At 53.3% G+C, this 25,189-nt stretch carries 25 protein-coding genes; 21 read left to right on the top strand and 4 right to left on the bottom strand.

Annotated elements, in window-relative coordinates; translation table 11 throughout:
* Window positions 1-107 precede the first annotated feature (107 nt).
* The 5 genes from EJE49_RS02185 to EJE49_RS02165 are packed head-to-tail and all read left to right on the top strand — an operon-like array spanning window position 108 to window position 4,148.
* Window positions 108-1,469: a M16 family metallopeptidase gene (locus EJE49_RS02185; RefSeq protein WP_189941614.1), complete on the top strand. Its 1,362-nt coding sequence runs from the start codon at window positions 108-110 to the stop codon at window positions 1,467-1,469.
* A 10-nt stretch (window positions 1,470-1,479) separates the two neighbouring features.
* Window positions 1,480-2,793 (top strand): M16 family metallopeptidase, encoded by a 1,314-nt coding sequence (locus tag EJE49_RS02180; RefSeq protein WP_124948760.1) that lies wholly within the window; start codon window positions 1,480-1,482, stop codon window positions 2,791-2,793.
* Window positions 2,794-2,812: 19 nt separating this feature from the next.
* Window positions 2,813-3,376 carry a 16S rRNA (guanine(966)-N(2))-methyltransferase RsmD gene (gene rsmD, locus EJE49_RS02175; RefSeq protein ID WP_223246697.1) on the top strand — a complete coding sequence of 188 codons (564 nt, stop codon included), beginning with the start codon at window positions 2,813-2,815 and terminating at the stop codon, window positions 3,374-3,376.
* A gap of 17 nt (window positions 3,377-3,393) precedes the next feature.
* Complete coding sequence (gene coaD / locus EJE49_RS02170; RefSeq protein ID WP_124948759.1) at window positions 3,394-3,876, top strand: pantetheine-phosphate adenylyltransferase; 483 nt, start codon at window positions 3,394-3,396, stop codon at window positions 3,874-3,876.
* A gap of 23 nt (window positions 3,877-3,899) precedes the next feature.
* On the top strand, window positions 3,900-4,148 hold the full coding sequence (locus EJE49_RS02165) for a YfhL family 4Fe-4S dicluster ferredoxin (RefSeq protein WP_124948758.1): 249 nt from the start codon (window positions 3,900-3,902) through the stop codon (window positions 4,146-4,148).
* A gap of 11 nt (window positions 4,149-4,159) precedes the next feature.
* Here the strand turns inward: EJE49_RS02165 and EJE49_RS02160 are convergent, their stop codons facing one another.
* Window positions 4,160-4,786 carry an alpha/beta hydrolase gene (locus tag EJE49_RS02160; RefSeq protein ID WP_124948757.1) on the bottom strand — a complete coding sequence of 209 codons (627 nt, stop codon included), beginning with the start codon at window positions 4,784-4,786 and terminating at the stop codon, window positions 4,160-4,162.
* Window positions 4,779-5,210: a hypothetical protein gene (locus EJE49_RS02155; RefSeq protein ID WP_124948756.1), complete on the bottom strand. Its 432-nt coding sequence runs from the start codon at window positions 5,208-5,210 to the stop codon at window positions 4,779-4,781. The genes EJE49_RS02160 and EJE49_RS02155 overlap by 8 nt, the downstream gene beginning before the upstream one ends.
* Window positions 5,211-5,353: 143 nt before the next feature.
* Between EJE49_RS02155 and EJE49_RS02150 the strand changes: the two genes are divergently transcribed.
* Genes EJE49_RS02150 through EJE49_RS02100 form a run of 11 tightly spaced genes read left to right on the top strand, consistent with a single transcriptional unit; the run spans window position 5,354 to window position 17,822 of the window.
* Window positions 5,354-6,793, top strand: a complete 1,440-nt coding sequence (locus tag EJE49_RS02150; RefSeq protein ID WP_370685811.1) for a sigma-54-dependent transcriptional regulator — start codon at window positions 5,354-5,356, stop codon at window positions 6,791-6,793.
* 48 nt (window positions 6,794-6,841) lie between these two features.
* Window positions 6,842-8,626, top strand: a complete 1,785-nt coding sequence (locus EJE49_RS02145) for a secretin GspD/PilQ domain-containing protein (RefSeq protein WP_124948755.1) — start codon at window positions 6,842-6,844, stop codon at window positions 8,624-8,626.
* Window positions 8,627-8,634: 8 nt separating this feature from the next.
* Window positions 8,635-9,453 (top strand): tetratricopeptide repeat protein, encoded by an 819-nt coding sequence (locus EJE49_RS02140; protein ID WP_124948754.1) that lies wholly within the window; start codon window positions 8,635-8,637, stop codon window positions 9,451-9,453.
* On the top strand, window positions 9,450-11,147 hold the full coding sequence (locus tag EJE49_RS02135; RefSeq protein WP_124948753.1) for a GspE/PulE family protein: 1,698 nt from the start codon (window positions 9,450-9,452) through the stop codon (window positions 11,145-11,147). Before EJE49_RS02140 ends, EJE49_RS02135 begins: the two co-directional genes overlap by 4 nt.
* A 2-nt stretch (window positions 11,148-11,149) precedes the next feature.
* The gene (locus EJE49_RS02130) at window positions 11,150-12,355 is read left to right on the top strand and encodes a type II secretion system F family protein (protein WP_124948752.1); all 1,206 of its coding nucleotides are present in this window, start codon (window positions 11,150-11,152) and stop codon (window positions 12,353-12,355) included.
* An 8-nt stretch (window positions 12,356-12,363) separates the two neighbouring features.
* The gene (locus EJE49_RS02125; RefSeq protein WP_124948751.1) at window positions 12,364-13,857 is read left to right on the top strand and encodes a hypothetical protein; all 1,494 of its coding nucleotides are present in this window, start codon (window positions 12,364-12,366) and stop codon (window positions 13,855-13,857) included.
* 11 nt (window positions 13,858-13,868) lie between these two features.
* On the top strand, window positions 13,869-14,432 hold the full coding sequence (locus tag EJE49_RS02120; protein ID WP_189941612.1) for a hypothetical protein: 564 nt from the start codon (window positions 13,869-13,871) through the stop codon (window positions 14,430-14,432).
* On the top strand, window positions 14,429-14,890 hold the full coding sequence (locus EJE49_RS02115; RefSeq protein WP_124948749.1) for a hypothetical protein: 462 nt from the start codon (window positions 14,429-14,431) through the stop codon (window positions 14,888-14,890). The genes EJE49_RS02120 and EJE49_RS02115 overlap by 4 nt, the downstream gene beginning before the upstream one ends.
* Entirely contained in the window at window positions 14,874-15,833 is a 960-nt protein-coding gene (locus tag EJE49_RS02110) for a hypothetical protein (protein ID WP_124948748.1), read from the top strand. The genes EJE49_RS02115 and EJE49_RS02110 overlap by 17 nt, the downstream gene beginning before the upstream one ends.
* Window positions 15,826-16,560: a type II secretion system protein gene (locus tag EJE49_RS02105; protein WP_189941610.1), complete on the top strand. Its 735-nt coding sequence runs from the start codon at window positions 15,826-15,828 to the stop codon at window positions 16,558-16,560. Before EJE49_RS02110 ends, EJE49_RS02105 begins: the two co-directional genes overlap by 8 nt.
* A 14-nt stretch (window positions 16,561-16,574) precedes the next feature.
* Window positions 16,575-17,822 carry a putative Na+/H+ antiporter gene (locus EJE49_RS02100; RefSeq protein WP_124948746.1) on the top strand — a complete coding sequence of 416 codons (1,248 nt, stop codon included), beginning with the start codon at window positions 16,575-16,577 and terminating at the stop codon, window positions 17,820-17,822.
* Here EJE49_RS02100 and EJE49_RS02095 read toward each other — a convergent pair.
* The gene (locus tag EJE49_RS02095; protein ID WP_124948745.1) at window positions 17,819-19,501 is read right to left on the bottom strand and encodes an ATP-binding protein; all 1,683 of its coding nucleotides are present in this window, start codon (window positions 19,499-19,501) and stop codon (window positions 17,819-17,821) included. The two genes, EJE49_RS02100 and EJE49_RS02095, sit on opposite strands and share 4 nt — an antisense overlap.
* Window positions 19,502-19,787: 286 nt before the next feature.
* On the opposite strand from EJE49_RS02095, the gene EJE49_RS02090 reads away from it, so the two are divergent.
* Entirely contained in the window at window positions 19,788-20,417 is a 630-nt protein-coding gene (locus tag EJE49_RS02090; RefSeq protein ID WP_189941608.1) for a prepilin-type N-terminal cleavage/methylation domain-containing protein, read from the top strand.
* Here EJE49_RS02090 and EJE49_RS02085 read toward each other — a convergent pair.
* Window positions 20,414-22,384, bottom strand: a complete 1,971-nt coding sequence (locus tag EJE49_RS02085; RefSeq protein WP_124948743.1) for a monovalent cation:proton antiporter family protein — start codon at window positions 22,382-22,384, stop codon at window positions 20,414-20,416. The genes EJE49_RS02090 and EJE49_RS02085 overlap by 4 nt on opposite strands.
* 114 nt (window positions 22,385-22,498) lie before the next feature.
* On the opposite strand from EJE49_RS02085, the gene EJE49_RS02080 reads away from it, so the two are divergent.
* From EJE49_RS02080 to lptA, 4 genes are read left to right on the top strand one after another with little or no spacing between them, the layout of a single operon-like run.
* Window positions 22,499-23,494 (top strand): KpsF/GutQ family sugar-phosphate isomerase, encoded by a 996-nt coding sequence (locus EJE49_RS02080; RefSeq protein ID WP_124948742.1) that lies wholly within the window; start codon window positions 22,499-22,501, stop codon window positions 23,492-23,494.
* 16 nt (window positions 23,495-23,510) lie between these two features.
* The gene (locus EJE49_RS02075; protein ID WP_124948741.1) at window positions 23,511-24,035 is read left to right on the top strand and encodes a KdsC family phosphatase; all 525 of its coding nucleotides are present in this window, start codon (window positions 23,511-23,513) and stop codon (window positions 24,033-24,035) included.
* Window positions 24,032-24,601, top strand: a complete 570-nt coding sequence (gene lptC / locus EJE49_RS02070) for an LPS export ABC transporter periplasmic protein LptC (protein WP_124948740.1) — start codon at window positions 24,032-24,034, stop codon at window positions 24,599-24,601. Before EJE49_RS02075 ends, lptC begins: the two co-directional genes overlap by 4 nt.
* Window positions 24,588-25,184 carry a lipopolysaccharide transport periplasmic protein LptA gene (gene lptA / locus EJE49_RS02065; RefSeq protein WP_124948739.1) on the top strand — a complete coding sequence of 199 codons (597 nt, stop codon included), beginning with the start codon at window positions 24,588-24,590 and terminating at the stop codon, window positions 25,182-25,184. Before lptC ends, lptA begins: the two co-directional genes overlap by 14 nt.
* Window positions 25,185-25,189 lie beyond the last annotated feature (5 nt).

Below are 25,189 nucleotides of genomic sequence, written 5' to 3'. Positions count from 1 at the left end.
TTCATAAGTTCAGGCGAGTATCGCGCAGAATTTATGCAACATTGCAGCAGGATTATTTTATCATGCTACATCAATCGTGATGGCAGTATCTGAGTGAAGGATGGAAGATGAAGCGATGGATCGCAATAGGTTTGTTGGGCTGTGCATTGCCTGCGGCGGCGGCAGTGCAGCAGTTTCAGCTGGATAATGGGTTGCGGGTGATTGTGCAGGAAGATCATCGTGCGCCTATCGTGGTGTCGCAGATTTGGTATCGCGCAGGCAGTATGGATGAGTTTAACGGTACCACGGGTGTTGCACACATGCTTGAGCATCTGATGTTCAAGGGTACGGCAGAGGTGCCGGATGGCCAGTTTTCCAAACTGATTGCGGCAGCAGGCGGACGCGAGAACGCATTTACCAATCTGGATCATACGGTGTATTTTGAACAGTTGCAGAAAGACCGGCTGGAACTGGCGCTCAAACTGGAAGCAGATCGTATGCACAATCTGACCTTGTCACCTGATAATTTCGTCAAGGAAAATCAGGTGGTGAGGGAAGAGCGACGCATGCGCACCGATGACCAGCCGCAAGCCCTGGTGTACGAAGATATGATGTCCGTGGCGTTTCAGGAAAATCCATACCGGCGCCCGGTGATCGGCTGGATGAATGATCTGGAACACATGACCGTAAATGACGCGCGGGACTGGTATCAGCGCTGGTATGCGCCGAATAACGCTACCCTGGTGGTGGTCGGCGATGTAAATGTGGATGCCGTGAAGGCGCTGGCTACCCGTTATTTCGGGGCTATTCCTGCCAAGGTTCTGCCTGAGCGCAAGCCGCAAATCGAGCCGGCTCAGGCGGGAATTAAACGTGTAAATGTGAAAGCGCCGGCCAAAGTGCCGTATGTGCTGATGGCCTATCACGTGCCGGTATTGCGTGATGCCGAGCATGATTGGGAACCCTATGCGCTGCAGGTGCTGGCCGGGGTGCTGGATGGTAATGATGCCGCGCGGCTGGGGCGAATCGTGGTGCGTGAGCAGCGCATCGCCAGCCAGGCGAGTGCCAGTTACGATCTGGTGGCGCGTGGGCCGGGGCTGTTCATGCTTGATGGCACGCCATCACAAGGCAAAACAGCAGCCGATCTGGAGGTTGCGTTGCGCGCCCAGGTACAGGCCATCATGCAAAACGGGATTAGTGCGGATGAGTTGCGCCGGGTGAAAGCGCAAGTAATTGCCGCCAACGTCTATCAGCGCGATTCGACGTTTTATCAGGCCATGCAGCTGGGTGAATATGTGACTGCCGGCTTACCGGTGTCAGCAGTGGCAGATCAGGTAGCCAAGGTGCAGGCTATCAGCGCAGCCCAAGTACAGGCGGTAGCCCAGAAATATCTGGTTGATGATGAACTGACTGTGGCTACGCTGGACCCGCAACCGTTAACGAATAAACCACCTGTGCTTGCGCCTGTCGCAGGTTCGCGTCATTTGAATTGAGGTAAATGGAATGCGTATCTGGATAGTATTACTGAGTTTCTGTATCACGGCCCTGGCGCATGCAGGATTGCCGATACAACACTGGCAACTGGCGAATGGCGCGCAGGTGTATTTCGTGGAGAGCCATGACTTGCCGATGCTGGACGTGAGTGTCGATTTCCCTGCGGGTAGCGCATTTGATCCGGTAGCCAAGCCGGGGCTGGCCAGTTTGACTCACCGCCTTCTGGATCAGGGGGCGGGCGGGTTAAGTGATAATCAGATTGCCAGTGGATTCGCCGACGTGGGCGCCCAGTTGGGCGGACGTCTGGATGCGGATCGGGCCGGCGTGGTATTGCGTACATTAAGTAGCCCTGCGGAGCAGAAAGCAGCGCTGACCATGCTGGCGCGTGTATTGTCCCAGCCGGCTTTTGCAGTGCCGATTGTGGAGCGGGAGAAGATGCGGGTCATCGCCGCGCTGAAGGAAGCTGAAGGTCAGCCGGCCAGTGTTGCTGCACGAGCCTTCCAGAGCGCAGTATTTATCAACCATCCTTACGCGCATCGGGAAACGGGTGAAATCGACAGTGTGGGCAAACTTAATGCGGCTGATTTGCGGGCGTTTTATCGCAGTCACTACAGCGCTGCCGGTGCGGTAGTCGCACTGATGGGAGATATTACGCGGCAACAGGCTGATGCGGTTGCGCGCCAGCTGACCGATGCACTGCCGCCAGCCAGTGCCGCTGCGAGCACGACGATACCACCTGTGCCGCCGTTGTCTGCGGCAAGCATGCGCACCCTGCCTTTCCCCGCCAAACAAAGCCAGATTCTGATTGGTCAACCGGGTGTGGCACGGGGTGCACCGGACTATTATGCGTTGTATGTGGGGAATTATATTCTGGGCGGGGGCGGATTTGATTCGCGGTTAATGAACGAAGTCCGGCAAAAACGCGGTTTGGCTTATAGTGTGTATAGCTATTTCATGCCTATGCGGGAAGCGGGCGCATTTCAGATCGGCTTGCAAACGCGTACCGACCAGACTGAACAGGCATTGCAGGTGGTGCGGGATACTTTGGCAGATTTCGTAGCCAAGGGCGTGACCGAAGATGAACTGACTCAGGCCAAAAACAATATTATTGGCGGGTTCCCTTTGCGTATCGACAGTAACAAGGAAATTCTGGAATATCTGGCGGTGATTGGTTTCTATCATTTGCCACTGAGTTATCTCGATGATTTCCCCCAGCATGTGGCGGAAGTGACTAGCGCGCAAATTCAGGCCGCATTTGCACAGCACATCCACCCTGATAAAATGGTAACGATAGTGGTGGGTGGTGCGGTGACAGGTAAATGAATAGCGCGGTAGTGAAAAATTGAAAACGGCACAGCGCAATTGTGTGCGCATCATCGGCGGGCAATGGCGACGGCGCTTGCTAAGCTTCCCGGATGCGGAAGGCTTGCGTCCCACCGCTGATGCGGTGCGCGAGAAGCTGTTTAACTGGCTGGGGCAGGACCTGCCCGGCTGGCACTGCCTTGATCTGTTTGCTGGCAGCGGGGCGCTGGGATTCGAGGCGGCATCGCGCGGCGCTGCCCGCGTGGTTATGGTGGAAAGTAATCGCAGTGCTTGTGCCGCGTTGCGCGCTAATCAGACTATGCTCGACGCAAACAATATTATTCTTGAATGCGCTGATGGGGTAAAATTGCTGACTCAATCGGCTGCGGTACTGATGCAGAACAAGTTCGATCTGGTGCTGATCGACCCGCCGTTTGCGTCAGCCTTGCAGGCTACGGTGCTGACGCTATTGCCACCTTTCATGAATGATGGTGCCTATGTTTACGTTGAACATGATGGCAGTTTGCAGTTGCCGGAAGGTTGGTCGGTCTGGCGCGAAGGGCGTGCAGGTCGCGCGCACTTTAATGTGCTGCAACAAGCTTAATTGGGTGAATAGTGGCTATGCATAAAATTGCAGTATATCCGGGCACGTTTGATCCGGTCACCTGTGGTCATGAGGATCTGGTGCGGCGGGCGACGCGGATTTTTGACGAGATTGTCGTCGCGGTTGCGGTGGCTGGGCATAAACGCCCGTTTTTCGAGTTGGAAGAGCGCGTGGCGATGGCGCAACTGGTGTTCGCTGATCTGCCTAACGTGCGTGTAGTCGGCTTCTCCGGGCTGTTGATGGATTTTGTCGCGGACCAGCAGGCACACATCGTGTTGCGTGGTTTGCGCGCGGTATCGGATTTTGAATATGAGTTTCAGTTGGCAGGGATGAATCGCAATCTCAATCCGCAAATTGAAACGGTGTTTATGACGCCAGCAGAGCAGTTCATGTTTATCTCGGCCAGCATGGTGCGGGAAATTGCTGTGTTAGGCGGCGATGTCAGTCCGTTTGTGCATACAGCGGTGCTGGCACGATTACAGCAAAAATTGTCAGTTTAGATTAACTTAAAGAAGGAAGTTGTATGTCGCTACTGATTACTGATGAATGCATCAATTGTGATGTGTGTGAGCCAGAATGCCCTAATGAAGCGATTTATCAGGGTGATTCGATTTATGAAATCGACCCTAATAAATGTACGGAATGTGTTGGGCACTATGATGCGCCGCAATGTGTTGAAGTTTGCCCGGTAGACTGCATCCCCCTAGGCATAGAAGAGACGCAAGAGCAGTTGATGGATCGTTATTTGCAATTGACCGGACAAAAGGGCTGATTGCTGCCCGATCAACCCAGTTGGGTCACCAGCCATGCACGCAGATCAGCGATTTCTTTCGTGCTGATTTCGTGTGTCATGGGATAAGTATGCATTTCCAGTTGGGGCTCGGTCAGGCGCGCATAGCTACTCTGGCTCAGGCTTAAGGGAATAATGTCATCGTGCGTGCCGTGTGCCGCCCATATCTTGGGTATCGCCGTGATCTCAGCAGGCAGTTGCGGCAGATAAGTCGATAACGCAACGATGCCTGCTAACGGCAAGCCAAGAGTGAGTCCGCTATACAGCGCAACTGCACCCCCTTGAGAAAATCCCGCCAGAACAATGCGCTCGCTGCTAATGCCGCGCGCGATTTCCTGTTGAATTAAATCTGCAACGAGTGTTCTCGATTGCATAAATCCGGCTTCATCCTGTTGCTGGCTAATGTCGGGTTGGCGTATGTCATACCAGGCGGGCATCACATAGCCGCCGTTGATGGTCACCGCACGCGATTCCGCATGCGGCAGAATGAAGCGCACATTGGGCAGATTCAGCGCCTCGGCGACAGGCGCCAGATCAAATCCGTCTGCTCCCAGGCCGTGCAATAGTATGATGCTGGCGCTGGCCGTGCCGGTGAGCAGTTCAACAGGTGGTTTAGCCATGATTGAATTGTTGATCCAGCGCGATGACGCGTTGACCTGACGTGGTATCAGCTTTACCCGCCTGACGCACCGCTTCGGCATAACCTGCAAAAAATGCCGGCAATGCTTTGACGATCAGCTTTTTACGCAACCGGCTCGCGCCTTGCGCGGGCCATTCGGCACGGTAATTCGCTTCGGGAATAGCGGAGCAGATTTTCATGCTCCAGCTAGGCTGGTGAATTTGCCATTCATGTGCACGTACAACCATGGCATGTGCATTCAGTATTTCCACACCGACGTAAGGGCCAATGTATTCCACCTGCAATGCAGCGGCAATCCCTGCCAGCATGTTATCCAGATGGGTTAAGGCATCATCCAGCGCCGTGTTGACAGGTATGGAGTCGAGCCGGCTTTGTTCGGCAAGGTGACGAATAAAATCTTTCATGGTGTTTGAGTGTGTGCTGGAAAATAAAAAAACAGACGATTTTACCATAGAGAGAAGTTTGCTCTATGAATCCATCTGGTTTATTCTTGTAAGATAAAATTTGTATTATATATAAGAAATTACTAAATCATTAGGTGCCGATAGTGCTGCAATCGAATAAGCCCAGTTTGTTAATCGTAGATGATGACCCTTTGATCACGGATACGTTGAGTTTTGTATTGTCACGTGATTTTGACGTGTTTGTCGCCGATTCGCGAGCGCAAGTGAAAAGTTTGCTTACCCAGCTTGGCTCTACACCGCAATTGGCATTGATCGATCTGGGCCTGCCACCGATGCCGCATAAACCTGACGAGGGTTTTCATCTGATTGGTGACTTGCTCGGTATTGCTCCAAATATCAAGATACTGGTGTTGTCCGGGCAGAATGATGAAGTCAATGCGCGACATGCCAGAGCCTTGGGGGCAATTGATTTCGTTGGTAAGCCTTGTGAACCTCAGCAAATCAAAGCGCTATTATTCAGTGCGCTAAAAATTCTGGATGCAGAGCGTGAAGCCGACATTGAAGTGCCGGCAGTGCGGTGTTGTATCGTGGGTAACAGTTTCAAGCTGGATAAACTGCGCCAGCAGGTAAGTCAGTATGCTAACGCGCCGTTTCCGGTGCTGATCGAAGGTGAATCGGGTAGTGGCAAGGAGTTGGTGGCAGCCGGGTTGCATCAGAATGCGAATCGAGCGCACAAACCCTATCTGGCACTTAATTGTGCCGCGATTTCTCCCACGCTGGTTGAACCGACCCTGTTTGGCTATTGCAAAGGGGCGTTTACCGGAGCAGTGAATAACCGTGCTGGATATTTTGAGGAGGCGAGCGAAGGTACTCTGTTTCTGGATGAAGTGGGGGAGTTGCCGCTAGAACTGCAGGCCAAATTATTGCGAGTGCTGGAAAATGGCGAATACCAGCGGGTCGGAGAAACGCAGTCGCGTATTTCGCATGCGCGCGTAATCGCCGCAACGAACCGTGATTTACGCCAGGAGATCAAGGCCGGACGTTTTCGTGCGGATTTGTATCATCGTCTTTCGGTATTTGAAATTCGCGTGCCACCGTTACGTGAATTGGGAGCAGACAGGCTGGAGTTATTAGAGTATTTTCGCTTGTTCTATGCGCGCGAGGCAGAAATGACGGCGTTTGTGCTGGATGCGGCAGCAACCGAGTTATGGATGGACTATCATTTTCCCGGTAATGTGCGCGAGTTGCGGAATATAGTAATTCGTCTGACCACAAAATATCCGGGGCAGCAGGTCGGTTTTGAGCAGCTTGAGGCGGAACTGGATACGGACATTGCTCCCGCTGCCGATAATTTGATGCCGGGTGATGGCAAAGCCTTATCCGAGGTGGCGCGCAAACATCTGCAAACCATGGCAAACTTTCATCTGGACATCACCTTGAAAGAATGGGAAAAAAGTTACGTTGATGCTGCATTGGCACTGACTCACGGCAATCTTTCCAAGGCGGCAAAGATGCTGGGCATTAACCGCACCACGTTATATAGCCGTATGCAGAATTATCGTCATGAGTGTGAATCCACTTAGTGGATATTTAGTGTGTACTGATGATATAAAATAAACAGGGTGGGGTTGATGGGATTAACAACAAACAAGACGGGTTGGGGGCTGTTGCTGATATCCGCGCTGTCAGGCTGTGTACCGCCCAGCACGATCAAACCTTCGGCCGGGCACATACAGGCCGGGCCGGCTGTTGCGCCGGCAGTGGCGGACATTCCGCCGCTGGTAAAAAGCATGCCGGAATTACCACCACCCAAACCGCAGCAATATGCGCCTGTTTACACCATCGTAGTCGACAACGTGCCAGTCAAGGAGTTGCTGTTCTCACTGGCGCGCGATACTAAATACAATATCGATATCAGCCCCGCTATCAGCGGAACCGTTACGCTTAATGCTGTAAATGAGTCGTTACCTGCTATTCTGGAACGTGTCGCCCGCCAAGCCAATATCCGCTACAAAATGGAAGGCAAGACGCTTTCTATCATGCCGGATACACCCTACTTGCAAACCTATCGGGTCAATTACGTCAATCTGTCGCGTAATACCGATTCGACCATAGGTGTGGCTGCCAAAATTGCCAGTACCGGTGGCGGTATTGCCAAGGATAACAGTGATCAGGATGGTAATAGCTCATCCACCACGGTTGCCAGCAAATCCAATAATAACTTCTGGGATATATTAACTGATAACCTGCGTGCCATGCTCATTGCGACGCGGTTGGCCAGTCAGCGCCAGGAAGACAAACAGCAACGGGTCGATGCTGAACGTAATGCCCGCAGTGAGCGCTTGCTGCAGGCGCAGGCGGTAGCGCGGGCCGGTGCTGCTGCGCCGGGCTTGTACAAAGAGGTATTTGGTAGTTCGCTGTATTCACCACAGGCGGAGATGTTGTCGAGAAACGACGTGGTGGTAAACCCGGTGACGGGTACCGTCAGCGTAGTGGGTACCGAGCGCCAGCAACGACTGGTGCAAAACTATTTGAATAGCGTCAATCAGGCCAGTCAGCGCCAGGTGCTGATAGAGGCGACCATCGTTGAGGTCACGCTGAAAGACCAGTACAAAATGGGCATAGACTGGCAGCGCGTGGTGGAGAGTGGCGGTGCCGGATGGTTTTTCAGTACTAACGGTGCAGCTAGTACCAATCTGGCAAATACACTGACACCATTCTTTAGCGGTGGTTTCAAAGACCAGAAATACACCGCAACCCTGAATTTACTGGAATCTTTCGGTAATTTGCGCGTGCTCTCCAGCCCCAAATTGATGGCGATCAATAATCAGACAGCGTTGCTCAAGGTGGTCGATAACCTCGTGTATTTCACGGTGAAAGCCGATACGGTAACCTCAAACAACAGCGCGCCTGTCACCACTTACACAACGACGCCGCAAACCGTACCGGTTGGTCTGGTGATGAGCCTGACCCCGCAAATTTCCGAGAGTGGCATGGTGACCTTGAATGTGCGCCCTACCATTTCGCGCAAGGTGGGTGATGCAATTGACCCCAACCCCAGTATTATTGCGCCACTTACCAATAAAGTACCGGTGATCCAGGTGCGGGAAATGGAATCCGTGCTGCAGGTAGGGAGCGGGCAGACGGTGATACTGGGCGGATTGATGCAGGATGATAGCAATCGTGCTCGCGACGGTATTCCCATACTGTCGCGACCGGATGGTATCGGCGCTTTATTCGGGCAGCATGAACGTAATGTACAGCAAACCGAATTGGTGATTTTCTTGCGTCCTACGGTGATCGCAACCCCGTCCCTTGATAGTGATGAACTCAAGACGTTCAAGCAGTATTTGCCCAGGCCGAATGATGCGCTTGGTCAATTGGATGCGCATGGTTCCACACTGCCGCAGCCATGAGGCGAGTCATGCACGCATTAACTTGTATCAGTTGGCGTGGTGTATTACTCCGTACGGGGCTGCTTGCCAGCGTCGTAATCACGCCTGTGGTGCAAGCGGCTACTCTGGAGACTGGGACTGCGGCGGGTTCATCATCGGTTTTGCGCTGGGGGGATGGTGTGCTACATGAAGCGCAAGGCCAGCGTGTTCGGCCGGTTAAAACAAAACATCCGGTATTGTTGCCAACGCGGGTGCCTGCGCATATAGAGCCCTCGATTACGATGCTGCAACTGGCATGGCAAGCCTATCAGGCAGGCGAATATGATCTGGCGCGAACGCGTTACGAGCAAGTGATGGATGGTGACCATAACGTCGATGTGCAATTGGGATTGGCCGCGATCGCGGTGCAGCAACATCGCAATGAGTTTGCGATACGTCATTACCAGCAAGTGTTGATGCTGGAGCCGCGTAATACCACTGCGCTGGCCGCGCTGGCAATGTTGGCCGGTGAGCGTCATGCCCCAGAAATGGAGGCGAAAATTCTGCAACAGTTGGCAATGCAGCCTTCTGCAGCTTTGCAGTTCAGTCTGGGGAATCTGTATGCTGACCAACAGCGCTGGCGAGAGGCGGAAGCGGCCTATTTTGAAAGCTATCAGGCCGATAATCGTAATGCCGATTATGCCTATAATTTGGCTGTGAGCCTGGATTATTTGCGTTTGTATTCCGCAGCGGTAACCTACTATCAGAAGGCGCGTGATGCATTGCCGGCAAGCGGCGGCCACATCGATGCGTTGCGCCTGAATAAACGTATCCAGCAACTGCAGGAAGTAGTGAGTCAGTCACGATGAGTCAGGTTAAAGCCACGCGTCTGGGCGAAATTCTGGTGCAGCAGGGCGCTATTACCCTTGATCAGCTGCGGATTGCCATCAAAGAACAGCAGCATAATGGCATGCCGATAGGCCGCCAGTTGATACAGCTGGGTTTTGTGACTGAAGCGGTAATCCGCGACCAGCTGGCCAATACCAGCGGTCATGCGAGTATTGATCTGGGCAGTGTGATCGCGGATGCCGAAGCGCTGGGCCTGGTGCCGAAAGCCTTTGCCCGGCGCCATTATGTATTGCCGATTGCGTTTGACGGTGAATCGCAGACCCTGACTATCGCAATTACGGATATGTTTAACGTTGTCGCGCTGGATCAGTTGCGCTCACTGATCGGCACCTACATAGAAATCGAACTGGTGTTGGCCAGCGAAGCGCAATTGCTGGAAGCGGTGGACAAATTTTACGGGTTCGAATTGTCGGTCGGCGGCATTCTTAATGAAATCGAAACCGGCGAAATCGATTATCAGAGCCTGGCGCTGAATACCGATAGTTATACCCAGCCGGTGGTGCGCCTGATCGAAGCGCTGCTGGTGGATGCCGTTAAACACGGTGCCTCGGATATCCACTTTGAACCAGAACGGGCGTTCTTGCGCATACGTTATCGTATTGATGGCGTACTGGAGCAGATACGGGCGCTGCATCACAGTTATTGGCCCGCGATGGCAGTACGGCTGAAAGTGATGTCTGGTATGAATATCGCCGAAAATCGAGCGCCGCAGGATGGACGGTTTGCGCTGACTTTGCATGGGCGCCCCATCGATTTTCGAGCCTCGGTACAGCCGACCATTCATGGTGAAAACATCGTGCTACGCATACTTGATCGCGAGCGCGCGATCATGCCGCTGGCGCACATGAATTTACCTCTGGATACCATGGCATTGCTGCTGCGCATGCTGAACCGCCCGGAAGGCATCGTCATCGTGACCGGGCCGACCGGTTCAGGTAAAACCACGACACTTTATTCACTGCTTAATCATGTTAATGACGAATCAGTGAATATCATGACATTGGAAGACCCTGTTGAATATCCGGTCGACCTGATGCGCCAAACGTCGGTCAATGAAACGATCAAACTTGATTTTGCCAATGGTATTCGCTCCATTATGCGTCAAGACCCGGATATCATTCTGGTAGGTGAGATCCGTGACCAGGACACTGCGCAAATGGCATTTCGTGCCGCCATGACCGGACATCAGGTATTTACCACCCTGCACACCAACTCTGCGCTGGGAGTATTCCCGCGCTTGCTCGATATCGGCATCGTGCCGGATATCATGGCAGGTAATATCATCGGCGTCATTGCCCAGCGACTGGTTAGGGTGCTGTGTTCGACTTGCCGTGTCGCGTATGTGCCGGAAGCGGACGAGCAGCAGTTGCTGGGCTGGGAACGTGCAACCCATCCGCCACTTTACCGGGCGGCGGGTTGCCCCGTATGCAAAGGCAAGGGCTATCGCGGGCGCATGGCATTAATGGAATTGCTGCCTATGGATAATGAGCTGGATGAACTGGTCGCGCGCAGAGCGAGTCAGGGTGAAATTCGCTCTCTGGCCTTATCGCGCGGCTATCATACGCTTGCTGATCAAGGTATCGAGGCTGTGCTATCAGGCAGAACCAGTCTGGCGGAGGTAGCGCGGGTGATCGATTTAACGCGGCGCGCCTGAACATGCCTTATTTCAGCTATCGCGCCATAGACCAGCAAGGACGCAGCCACCGCGGGCGTTTGTCAGCGGCGAATGAAGTCGATCTGGAATTGCGTCTGGCGCGTACCGGTATGGATCTGGTTACTTTGCATGTTATGGATAGCCGGGTCAGCAACTTTGCGCGTGGTGCCGCCAGTCGGCGCGACCTTATTGCATTCTGTTTTCATCTGGAACAAATTACCCGTGCCGGCATTCCCATCCTGGATGGCGTGCGTGATTTACGGGATAGCACAGATAACACGCGTTTCCGTGACATTCTCACCGCGTTGCTGGAGGATATGGAAGGCGGCAAGCTGATGTCGCAAGCGATGGCGGCGCACCCGGCCGTGTTTGACTCGCTGATGATCAGTCTGGTGAAAACAGGCGAACATACCGGGCTGATGCGTGAGGTGTTCGTGAATTTAGGCGATACCTTAAAGCGGCAGGATGAGCTGGCTGCACAAACCAAACGCCTGCTGATTTACCCGAGTCTGGTATTGGCGATGGTGGGTATAGTGATTGCACTGTTATTGCTGTTTCTGGTGCCGCAAATTGCACAATTGATGCAGAGCATGGGGCTGCAGCTACCGCTGCAGACGCGGGTGTTGCTGTGGTTGTCGCAGACGCTGAAAGCGATATGGCCGATATTGCTGGTTACGCCAGTGGTGCTGGTAATGTTGGCGTTGTGGGCGCTACGGCGCAGTGAGCGTGCGCGATTTTGGGCGGATGATGTGAAGTTGCATCTGCCCGTGGTCGGCAGCATCCTGCACAAAATCGCATTGGCACGTTTTGCCAACTTCTTTGCGCTGATGTATCGCTCCGGTATCAGCATTCTGGATGCGCTGGCAGTGGGGGAGACGCTGGCGGTTAACCGGGTCGTTGCCGATGCTATTCAGCGTGCCCGTATTCGTATCGGCAATGGCGAGAGTCTGAGCGAGAGTTTTCAGAGTTCCACAGTATTTCCGCCGCTGGTCATTCGCATGTTGCGTGTAGGTGAGACGACGGGGGAGCTGGATACTGCTCTGGAAAACATCAATTACTTTTATAACCGTGAAATCACGGAATCCACCGAGCGAGCGTTAAAATTATTGGAACCTGCGCTGACACTGATTCTGGGGGCGATTATGGCCGCCATCGTGGGTTCGGTATTGCTGCCTATGTATGACGTGCTGGGGACCGTAAAGTTATGAGTGGCTTTATGATATTTGTCCCGCATCTGCTTATTTATATCCACGCGCAGGGCGTTAGTCTGGCGTGTCAGCGGCGGGGAAAATTCCGCTTTGTCGGCGAATTCGATGCGGATGAGTCTGGCTATCAAGCTTTTGCGGCTGCTCTTAAGCCGTTTAAAAATGCCAAGCTATCTATTCTGGTGGATAGCGTTGATGAACAATATCATGTGGAAAATCTGCCGCATGTGCTGGGTGGCGCGCGCACTGAAATGTTGGCACGGCGTTTGCGGCAAATCAGTCGTGACAGTGCGTTTTCTGCTGCCTGGTATCAGGGGCGCGAAACTGACGGGCGGCGTGATGACAGGTTTCTGTTTGTATCGTTAAATACGCTGGACTGGGCGCAGGTTTGGCTCGACCTGCTCGCCCAGCATCATGTGCATCTGGCTTTGTTGACTACGGTGCCGATAGTAAGTCTATCCATCGCGCGCCACTTACCGCAAGAGTCGGCGCCGCTGTTGTGGGTGACGCAGCAGAGCGGTGGCACGCGGTTGTCATTCTTTCATCAGAACCGACTGCTGTTTTCGCGCTTAAGTACCCCTGAGTCAAGTCAGGCTGCTGAAAAGCTGGCAGAAGAAATTATCAAGACCCGCTATTATTTGACCAGTCACCAGTATTTGTCGCATCAAAGCCCGCTTGCGGTAGTGGTGCTGGATACACAACAGGATCATCAGCGTTTATGCGAGATCCTGCATCAGGATACCGGTTTGAATCTGAGCTGCCAGGTGCATGTCAGTGATGCGCTGGCACAACGTTTATGGGTCAACGCCAACGATTTACATAAATATCGCGACAGTCTGCATTTAGCAGCACTGGGGCGTTACTCGGCGGCAATTAATCTTGCAACTCCAGCAATGACGCTGCCTTATCGACAAAGGTTGTGGCAGCGCGGCCTGTATCTGGCGGCTGTGGCAAGCTTGCTGATGGGAGTGATAGCTGGCGGTTATCTGACTTATCAGCGCGATCAACTTACCACCTCTGCAATGCAGACTCACGTCTGGTTGAAGCAGCAACAAAACAGCTATCAGCACATTCTGGCAAAAATGCCGGCTATGCCAACTACGCCTGCAAATCTTAAGGCGGCCGTTGATGTTGCCAAAACTTTATCCGCAGCGCCGCAACCGGTAACCGATTTCGCTATATTGAGTGAGGTGCTGACGCGCGATTCACGGATCAACATTACTCGACTGGTCTGGCGGGAACGCAACGTGGGTGAGCCGGGAGATGCACAACAGATGCTGGTAGTTGAAGGCGAAGCGCTGTTGTCTCAGGGGAATTACCAGTTGGCGATGGGTGAAATTGACAGATTTGTTGCTGATTTGCAGCACCATCCCCGTATCGCCAAGGTGGAAGTGATTAGCATGCCGGTGAACCGTGATCCTAAATTGACGCTGCACCAGTCCATACAGGCAGTGGCCAGCACCGCCGCATTCAAGTTGACACTCCTGTTGCGAGATCCGTCATGAAAGAGTCTTCAATGTTTAAGTCGCTGATTCTGCCTGTCTTGAGTTTGCTCATGGTGCTGGTCGTCGTTGCGATCTGGTTGTCTCAGCGTGTAGCTGTGGTTGATCAGGTGCAGCGACAACAGCAGCAGCTACAGGCCGAGCTGACTGTGCTGAATCAGAAAATCACGCAAACAACTCAGGATGAGCAATGGATCGCACAGTATCTGGTTGAATATCGTCGATTGCAGCGCACTGGTTTTGTGGGTAATGATCAGCGGCTGGCATGGAATCAGATATTGATTGAGGAGAGTGCCAAGTTAGGATTGAAGGATGCGAGTTTTGATATTGAACCGCAAAAACCGCATCAGCCTGATGCCATGGTTGGTACATTAACGTTGATGGATACAGCCGTGCAGTTTAGTGCCAGTGTGCCGCATGAAGGTGTTTTCGCGCAGCTATTGGATGATTTGCGCAAACGCGAGCCCGGTATTTTCACCGTGCGCGAGTGTGCGTTGAGTCATGTTGCCGGGTTGCAGCCACTGCAGGTGCAATGTGAGTTCGTGTGGCATACCCTGGAACCGGGGGCGGCAGTATGAAGCTAGCCACAATTCTCATTTTGGCATTGGGCTGGCTGGTTATGGCGGATGCACTCGCTGCGCAGCCGGTTGGTCGTCTGTTTTATACTCCGCAACAGCGTCAGCAAATCGATAACCAGCATAAACCACTCACTCCACGACCATTACATGCACAGCCCAAAGACGCGCATTACAACGGTTATGTCATACGCAGTGACGGGGTGAATACGATATGGGTAAATGGGCAGACACGCTATGTGGATCAGTCCATGTTGAACGATGGTCAGCTTAAGCTGCCTGCGACACCTGCGTTAAAGCCGGGGCAGGCATTTGATCATCAGGCCGGAAGGGTGCTGGAAACCTACGAGATTTCCCAGCCGGCGGTTAAGCCCATCGTCCCGGCAGCGCCGCTGACCTTGCCGCCGCTTGCCGATGAGCGGGATGATTCTGTGCAGGTTGATAATGTTGCCGTGCCCTGAATGTCGTTTGATCCGTCACCAGCAAGGTGCGGTGTTGCTGGTACTGGCAGTGATCATGAGCATGATCGCGCTGGGCTGGTTGTATGGGCACATGGCCAGCCGGCAGGAATCCGGTGCGGTAACAGCCCGTGCGCTAGCCATGGCGCGGTCAGCATTGATCGGTCGTGCGTTGAGCGACGCGAGTCATCCCGGCAGCCTGCCGTGTCCGGATACCGATAATGACGGTGTCGCCCAGCTTCTTAGTGGTGCCCAGTGCCCAGGTTATATTGGGCGCTTGCCTTGGCGTACACTGGGGTTGAATGATATACGTGATGGTAATGGCGAGCGTTTGTGGTATGTATTATCCAGTGATGCGCGCGATGCCCAGTCTCAGATAGCTGTAAATAGCCTGGCAACGGCCGGGATGTTGCAGATGAACACATCTGCGCATCTGGTTGCTGTACTGTTTTCACCAGGTGTTGCTATTGTTCCGCAGCAGCGTGGGACTTCTGCGCAGCAGAATACGGTCGGCAATTATCTGGAGGGCGATAATGCCAATGGCGATACGGTGTATGTGTCTCAAGCAGTTGCAGATACCGCGTTTAATGACATTGTGCTGGCCATTTCCAGCGCTGATGTGTTTCGCAAGGTCGAGCGACTGGTGTTGCAGCAGATTGCAAAGAATTTGGCACCACCTTATCTGTATGCTGCTGATCCGTATGCCACTGCAGAGCAGTTGGGTGTTCAGCAAATCGGTCGGCTTGCCGGTTTTATTCCGTATAAGACGTTGGGGTTTTCGCTTGCAGATCCGCTGGGATCGAATGGCTGGTTCAACGACTTGACATCAGGCTCAACGTCACCCTACATTGTTACCGCAGCGCAGGATCACGTGCAAATCAATCTCAAGTATTGCAGCGGAAGCATGGATTCAAGTAGCGCTATGATGGTGATACATTGTGTTTAAAGCCCAAACCGGATTTTCGCTGATAGAACTGGCCTTGGTGCTGGTTATCCTGACGCTGGCGCTCGGCGGCGCGCTGGTGCCGCTGAACGCGCAGATCGAGCAGCGCAGGCTGGCTGAAACCACGCAGATGTTGAATGAGGTCAACGATGCCGTGCTGGGTTTTGCCATCCGTAACGGGCGGCTGCCATGTCCGGCATCGACGGCAAGTAGCGGCAATGAAAGCCCGCAAGGGGGCGGGGTGTGTACTAATCCCTATGATGGCTATGTGCCAGCGGTGAGTTTGGGATTAGGCCATCTCGATACTCAGGGTTATTTGCTGGACGCCTGGGGGAATCGTGTGCGCTACGCGGTGGCCAAGACCGGAGGATCGGCATTTACTACCGTGAATGGTATGAAAAATGCCGGATTGGCTGCATTGCAGGCTGAATTGCGCGTGTGTGTATCGGCCACAGGAAGTAGCGCTGTCAGTTGTGGCAGTGATCCCGCAAATGCCTTGACGTCAGCAGATCAGAACGCGCCTCCTGCGCTAATTTTTTCCTTGGGTAAAAATGGGGCAACTGGCAGTGCCAGTGCCGATGAAGCTGCCAATCTGGATAATAACCCCGTGTTCATCAGTCACACGCCTATGCCGGCAGGTGCGCAAACCGGAGAATTTGATGACGTGGTAATATGGCTATCGCCCAATATTCTATATGGGCAACTGGTTAATGCAGGGCAGTTACCCTGAGGGTGGATTTAAATATGACGACGTTGCAACTGGTTTCTGCGGTTTTATTCGGTTTGGCATTGGTGCATACCTTTTCGGTAAAAGGATTTGAGCGCTTGGCGCATCGCTATCCTGCGCATGCGGGCATCTTCCATCTGCTGGGTGAGGTGGAGGTAGTGTTCGGTTTCTGGGCAATGGTGATGGTGGTGGCGATGGCTGTCATTGCTGATGGCCATGCGGCAATAGTGTATGTTGAGAGCAAACAGTATACGGAGCCATTGTTTGTGTTTGTGGTAATGGTGGTGGCTGCTTCCAGGCCGATATTGTACTGGCTTGAATCCGCTATACAGTCTGCTGCGCGCTTGCTGCCGTTACCGACATTGTCGGTGCAGGTATGGCTGAGTCTGGCTGCGGTGCCGTTATTTGGCTCGCTCATTACTGAACCGGCAGCGATGACGTTGGCGGCATTGATGCTGTATCGTCCTGTATTCAATGCCGCCGTGCCGGAATATCTGAAGTATGCGGCTCTGGGTGGATTATTTGTGAACGTGTCTATTGGCGGCACGCTGACCAGTTATGCCGCGCCGCCAGTACTGATGGTGGCAGCCGGATGGCACTGGGACAGCTTGTTCATGTTCAGCCAGTTTGGCTGGAAAGCGGCGCTGGCTGTGGTGGTGAACGCGACGGCGCTGACGTTCATGCTGCATAAGTATCTGTTGGTCAAAAAGATACCGGAGACGGATGAGCAGCGGGTGCCGGTATTCGTCGGCTTGATTCATGCGGTATTTTTAGCCGGTGTGGTGGTATTTGCGCATCATCCGGTCATCTTTATCAGTCTCTTTCTGTTCTTTTTAGGTTATACCCAAGCCTATTCGCAATATCAGGCTCCCTTGATTTTGAAAGAGGGTTTGCTGGTCGGATTTTTTCTGGCGGGTCTGGTGATCTTGGGTGGAATGCAGCAATGGTGGTTGCAGCCTATCGTTTCCAGTCTGGCGCCATTGAGTCTGTTCTTTGGTACGGTAGCCTTAACTGCAATTACCGATAATGCGGCTTTGACCTATCTGGGTTCTTTGATAGAGGGCATGTCTGATCCGGCCAAGTATATGCTGGTAGCGGGTGCGGTAACGGGCGGAGGCTTAACGGTAATTGCCAATGCCCCCAATCCTGCCGGAGTGACCTTGCTCCGGCAAGGATTTCAGGATCAGTCGATTGGCGCCATGGGGTTGCTGTTGGGTGCGCTGCCACCTACTGTGGTTGCGGCAAGCTGTTTCTTGTTGCTCTAGGTCGCCGAACTTAAGGCAAAGCATACCGCACCTGGCTGGTTGTCCGTTAATTGCAGCGTATAGCCGTTTTGTTCGGCCTGTTTTGCTGCCTGATACAAGCCTATGCCCAGGCCATGCTCCGAATTTATCGGCGCTTCCAATAAGTATGGTGCGATAGATTCAGGTACGGGATCGCCTGAATCACAGACGCTAAGGGTGTTTTTCTCCGCGCACACCAGATGTACGGAGATGCGTATGGATGCATCCTGCTGTTGTTTGCGCTGGGCGTTGGCGATTAAATTGTCTGCTACGCTATCGAATAAATCTTGTGGTAATTCCCAGTCATAAGCGATGAATGGTGTGTCGAAGATGACATTGCAATGGCTGTAGCGTGCAGTCAGTTGTGACCACCATGCCGATGCTGCAATCAGTTGACTGTCGATTTGTTGCGGCGTTTGCAGCTTGTCGAGCGTGTTTTGCAAGCGTTGGGTTACTTGGGGTAACTGGCGTTGCATGAGTGCCAGTAGCGCATCAGCCTGATCGGGTTCGCTGGATTGCGCTGCGGAAACCAGGGTGTTCATTGACTGCAGTAGGTTTTTTACATCATGCGTCAGTCGTGCGCCTGTTTCATGTACGCATTGGCTGTAAGCATTATGGCGTAATTGCTGTTCGCGTAATTTGGCTTCGTAAAAATAGCTGAGCAACTCCGAGAGCAGGCGAGCATGAATTTGCAATGCCGGGGAAAGCGGGCGCGGGGTGTACCAGTTCAGCGTCAGTTGGTGGTGGCTATAGGTAAACTGGTGCGATGTAGCTGCCCCGATTAACGCATGTAGCTTATCAGTACGCCAGCTGACACCCGTCAGCCAGGGTAACGTAGAGAGGTGCGCTACCGACTGCTGGATAAAGTGCTGAGGTTCGGTTTCGTTATCGGCAAATTTGGCCAATTGTGCAATCCATTGCTCAAATGGCAGTCCGACCGTCAGCAGATAGCGCGAAAGCATTTGCCCTAACCCGCCGAATCCGGCGTGCGGATTCCACAGCCAGCTGAGCAGTAGCAGGATGGAAGCCAGTGTAAACAGAGTGAGCATGAGTGCCTGTAAATAAGGCATCCCTGTTACGGCAACGACAGTAAAGCTGCCCAATACCAGAACCAGTATTAATAAAAACAGCATCAGGCCATAAAAAACATCGACCACGCTTAACGCTTTGAGCTCGGTCTGGCTAGGGCGTATCAATAATATTGCTAATGGTAATGCCAGCAAGCCAAACCGTATCGTATACAGCAATATGGGCGGCAATGTGCCAGAGTGGAAAATTTGCAGCATGACCCAGGCCACCAGAATGGCGAGTAAATAGGTCAGTGCCAGTGTGTATATCCAGCGTTGCCGGCGGGTGCGAATTGCAACGGCATTTGCGCCGATCAGGCCAATCAGTGCTGCAATCCAGAGCGCGATTAGCCACCAGTCCAGTAATATCAGCAAGCCGGCGCTGACAATGATCATGGTAATAATGCGTGGGTTGCTGGATTTGATGTCGGAGAGCAAAGGTTGCCAGAATAAAAAAGCGCCGTAATGCAGCAATAAAAACCCGCGCGTCCAGTAGCTGTCCAGGCCAAACGCAATTGCGCTATGGAGTGTCAGCAACATAATGCCCAGCCAGCGGTCGGCAGGTATGGCGTTAAGTGAGGGTAATATTTTCATTAATTATTTGGAATTATGATATTAAGCTCGCGCGGCAGGGTTGTGTGCTTACTTGCTGCACGTATTGTGCCAGTTTATCGCGTTCCATGGTTCTTGTGTTATGGGTACGATTGCGATGCGCGTATTGAAATATCGTCATTTATGGCGATATTTGACCGTTGTGGTAATGCGTTTTGAAACGGAGTGTGGTATTTTTAGCTTATTGACATGTTAAAATTTGGTGTGTTTTTTGCTTATACAAATATAACAAAATATCAATAATAACTTAAAGGTAGGGAGTATGCAGATGGTCGGCACTAAGCAGCAAAGCGGATTTACATTGATCGAAATCGCGATCGTACTGGTGATAGTCGGATTGTTGCTGGGCGGGATACTCAAGGGGCAGGAGTTGATCACCCAGGCCAAAATCCGGAATGTGGTGAATGACTTTAATGGCACGTCGGCGGCTTATTATGCCTATCAGGACCGGTATCGGGCGATTCCTGGGGATGATCCTAATGCGGCGACTCGCTGGACTGGAACAAAAAATGGTGATGGCGACGGCGCTGTTCAAGGAAGTTATAATAGTACCAATGGAGCATCCGAGGCCGCATATTTTTGGCAGCATTTGCGTTTATCAGGATTGATAGCAGGTGCCACAACAGATAAATCGCCCCCTCAAAATGCGGCCTCAGGTATTACCGGTGTGCAGAATGGTGCATTGGGTTTTGCCGGTTTAGTGGTGTGCTCATCGAATCTGCCGGCAAAAATCGCGCAAGCGGTAGACAGCCAGTTTGATGATGGTGATGCCACAACCGGGCAAGTTAAAGCTGTTGTTAGTGCAGGAACAGGTAATGCTCCAGCGATAACGGATCCGCCTACAACGAATTACGTTGATGATGGCACCAATGTATACGTAGTCTGCAAAAACATTTAACCTTGCAATAACTGGATTTCCGCGGTAGCCAGATTCTCCGGGATACCGCGCAATACCAGCACATCGCCCGCCAGTATCTGCATGTCGGGCTGCGGATCCAGGCCGCGAATATTGCGGCGGCGGACCACCAGTACTTCTACTTCCAGTTCGGCTAGCTCGGTTTCGGCGATGGTCTTGCCTGCGGCCGCAGCCTGCTCGGTGATAAGCACCGAGAGCAGACGCGGCTGGGCGGTTTCGCTGAGCTGGGCGTCTTCATCGGTTGCGCCACGAAAGAAACCACGTAACAAACCGTAGCGTTGTTCTCGCACATTGCGCAGTTTTTTCAATACCCGGCTCAATGGCACGCCCAGTAACAACAGTGCGTGCGATGCCAGCATCAGCGAACCTTCCAGCACTTCCGGCACGACAGCGGCGGCACCAGCCTGCTTGAGATTATCCAGATCGGTTTCATCCAGCGTACGTACAATTACAGGCAAATCCGGCCGGATTTCCTGCACCAGCCCCAGTATCTTCATGGCGGCGTGCAGGTCGGCAAAGGTGATGACCATGCCGCGGGCGCGATTAAGTCCGGCGGCCATCAATACTTCACGGCGTGACGCATCACCGAACACCACGGTTTCACCTGCCGCTGAGGCAGCCTTGACCCGGGAAGGGTCGGCATCCAGCGCGATATAGGCGATATCTTCAGACTCCAGCAGTCTGGCCAGACTTTGCCCGCTGCGTCCATAACCGCACACAATCAAATGTCCGTCGGCGCCCATGCTCTTGATGGCGATGTCGTGCAGTTCACGGGCGCGTCCTGCCCACTCGGCACCACACAGGCGGCGGGTGATAGCATCGGAGTGCTGGATAATAAGCGGTGCCAGCATCATCGATAGCACCATCGCTGCGAGCACGACTTGTAGCGGCGTGCCGCCGATCAATCCCAGCCCGCCGGCTTGCGCCAGTAGTACAAAACCAAACTCTCCTGCTTGCGCCAGACCCAGCGCAGTGCGGGTAGCAACAGGCGACTCGTTGCCGAAGGCGCGTCCTATGCTCCAGACAATAGCGGTCTTGCTCAGTATCAGCGCGACCAGAATCAGGCTGACCCACGCCCAGTGGCGCCACACTTCATGCAAATCCAGCAACATGCCGATGGTGATAAAGAACAAGCCCAGCAACACATCGCGGAATGGTTTGATGTCATCTTCTACCTGATAGCGGAATTCGGTTTCCGAGATCAGCATGCCGGCCAGAAAGGCGCCCAGCGCCAGGGACAGGCCGGCCTGGTCGGTGAGATAGGCCAGGCCCAGCGTAATCAGTAACACATTGAGCATGAACAGTTCGGAGGACTTGTGACTTGCCACCCAGCTAAACCATGGGCGCATCAGTTTCTGGCCGACGAACAGCAGTAGCACCAATACCAGCGCGGCTTTGGCGCTGGCGCCCAGCAGGGCTTGCCAGAGCTGGTCTCCGCCCAAAGCCAGAGTGGGGGTGAGAATGAGCAATGGCACCACGGCCAGATCCTGGAATAGCAGCACCGCGATCATCTGCCGTCCGTGTTCGGACTGGAGCGCCAGTCGTTCGGCCAGCATTTTGCTGACGATGGCGGTAGAGGACATCGCCAGTGCACCGCCGAGCGCCAGACCGGCGGTCCAGGGAAGGCCCACGCCAGTGGCAATCAGTATGACTATGAGGATGAAGCTCAGTACCTGGGCGCCGCCAAAGCCTAATACCGTGGTGCGGATGGCGTTGAGTTTAGGCAGGCTGAACTCCAGACCGATGCTGAACATCAGGAAAACCACGCCGAACTCAGCCAGATGGCGCGTTTCAGGTGTATCGGGAATCCAGTTTAGCGTATGCGGCCCCATTAAAATGCCGACCAGCAGGAAGCCGAGCATGGACGGCAGTCGCCATGCGCGAAACAGCGCCGATACCACGACGGCAGCGGCTAATAACAGGATAACAAGGCCAAGAGTAGAGTGCATAGCCTCAAGATTAGAGACAAGTTGGTGTTGCCGCAAGCCTTGGCTGTCGTATTAGGCTTATCCAAATGCGTTTATGAGGTAAAATACGCATTCTAATTAAGATGTTTGATGATTATGCCTAATTTACCTGTTGTTAAATTTGATGCGGTTGCCGCGTTAAGTTTGGCGAAGAGAGTGTTGACCATAGAAGCGGACGCTGTGATGGCGATGCGTGATCGTCTGGATCAGCAGTTTATCGATGCAATGGCGTTGATACTGGAATGCCGCGGGCGCGTGGTTGTCAGCGGCATGGGCAAGTCCGGGCATGTGGGTGGTAAAATTGCCGCAACCCTTGCCAGCACCGGGACGCCGGCATTCTTTGTGCACCCGGGTGAAGCCAGTCACGGCGATCTGGGCATGATTACGCATGAGGATGTATGCATTGCGTTGTCTAATTCTGGTGAGAGCGCCGAGTTGACGGCGATTGTGCCGTTGATCAAGCGCCGTGGCGCACGGCTGATCGCGATGACCGGCAACCCGAATTCTACGCTGGCGCGCGAGGCCGATGTGCATCTGGATGCCAGCGTGGCACAGGAAGCCTGTCCGCTTAATCTGGCGCCTACTGCAAGCACCACTGCCGCATTGGCATTGGGTGACGCATTGGCGATTGCTTTACTGGAAGCACGCGGATTCGGTTCGGAAGATTTTGCCCGTACCCACCCCGGTGGTTCGTTGGGGCGGAAGTTATTGGTGCATGTACGCGATATTATGCATCATGGTAATGCGTTGCCTTTGGTGTCGGAAACGGCCTTGTTGCCAGCGGCTTTACTGGAAATGACCAGTAAAGGGCTGGGCATGACAGCAGTGGTCGATGATGCCCGGCATGTGGTCGGGATTATTACCGACGGCGATTTGCGGCGTGTGCTGGAAAAAGCGATCGATGTGCGTCTGGCCAGTGCGCGTGAAGTGATGACAGTTAACCCGCGCAGTATCAGTCCCGATCAGTTGGCTGTTGCTGCGGTGGAAAAGATGCAAAGTCATAATATCAATGGCCTGTTAGTGGTCGACGATGCGGGTAAGCTGGTGGGTGCATTGAATATGCTGGACCTGTTGCGTGCCGGCGTGGTTTAACGGAAAAGAACAGTATATGAACGAAGCACATCACCGCGCGGTACCGGTCAAACTCGCCATTTTCGACATCGATGGTGTCATGACGGATGGCAGTCTGTATTTTAGTGACGACGGCAAAGAATATAAGGCATTCAACTCGCTGGATGGGCACGGTCTGAAAATGCTCAGACAAACAGGTGTCGACATTGCGATTATCACCGGGCGGAATTCTCAGGTGGTTGCGCACCGGGCGAAAAACCTGGGTATCCATCATGTGTATCAAGGGGTGGAGAACAAACTGGAAGCGTACCTGCATTTGCTGGAAAAACTGGGCCTGCAAATGGCGCAAACTGCCTACATGGGTGATGATGTGATTGATTTGCCGATCATGACGCGTTGCGGTCTGGCTGTCAGCGTACCTGCCGCGCCATGCGAAGTGCAGCAATATGCGCATCTGATCACCCAGCGTGAAGGTGGGCACGGTGCGGTGCGCGAAGCGTGTGAATTCATCATGAAGGCACAAGGGCATTATGCAGCGTTGCTGGCGGAATACGTGCGATGAATAGTCGTCCGCTATACTGGTTTCCATTGGCCATTATTGCGGTACTGGCGGGCTTGAGTGCGTGGCTGCAATTTGCCGTGAATACTACCCAGCCGGGTGTGTTGGGTAGCGGTCTGCATATTGCGGATTATATGATCGAGCGCTTTATGGTTTCGCGTACCAATCTTGCCGGGCAGGTGATTTATACTCTGCATGCGGATCGTGCCGAGCATTATCTGGATGACGATACGACACAGTTAACCAAGCCGCATCTGGTTGCGAATGATGATCAGCAAGGCAGTGCGGATATCCGTTCGACACGGGCGTTGGTCACGGCGCAGGGCAAACAGGTCAATTTTATCGGGCATGTGGTGCTGGTCCGGGATGCGCGTGATGCGCAAGGGCCGATGACATTGACCACGGAATACCTGGAAGCGATACCTGATCAACGGATAATGCGCACTGATCGGCCGGTGCTGGTGCAAGGTAAATCCATAAAAATGACCGCAGGTGGGTTAGAATTAAACAATCAAACTCAAATTTTACAGCTTACTCATCGTGTCAAAGCGCGTTATGAACCTATTTAAGAAATCTATATTCGTATCCATTGGTCTGCTACTGTTTTCTGCACAGCCTGCGCTGGCGGAGCTGGCTGATCGCAGCAAGCCGGTCAATCTTGAAGCCGATAGTGTTACTGTGGACGACCTGCATAAGGTAAGTGTCTATGTAGGTAATGTGTCCCTGCTCCAGGGCACTATGGTGCTACGGGCGGATCGCATAGAAGTGCGTCAGGATGGCGAAGGATTCAGCAAGGCTACTGCATTTGGCAATCAGGTGTATTTCCGGCAAAAACGTGACAACGTGGATGAGTATGTCGAAGGGTATGCCAATCGCATCGATATGGACAGCAAGCAGAATACCGTGCTGCTGACGGGCAACGCCCGGCTGAAAAAAGGCGCAGATGAATTGCGTGGCAATACCATGAACTACAACACGATTACCGAATTCTTTGAAGTGAAAAATGATCCGAATGCCGTGAAAACGCCAGGGGCAACCCCTAGCCGTGTGCATGCTGTGATCCGGCCCAAACTGAAAGGCGCAGGCGAAGCTGCGCAGACCCCGTCTTTACCGTTGCAGCCTGCGGGTAGTTTGCAACCTGCACGTGAGTAAGCCGC

Source organism: Sulfuriferula thiophila, assembly GCF_003864975.1.
GTDB classification, from domain to species: Bacteria; Pseudomonadota; Gammaproteobacteria; order Burkholderiales; family Sulfuriferulaceae; genus Sulfuriferula; species Sulfuriferula thiophila.
The sequence above is the reverse complement of the archived record's forward strand: the minus strand, read 5'-3'. Positions and strand labels throughout refer to the sequence as shown.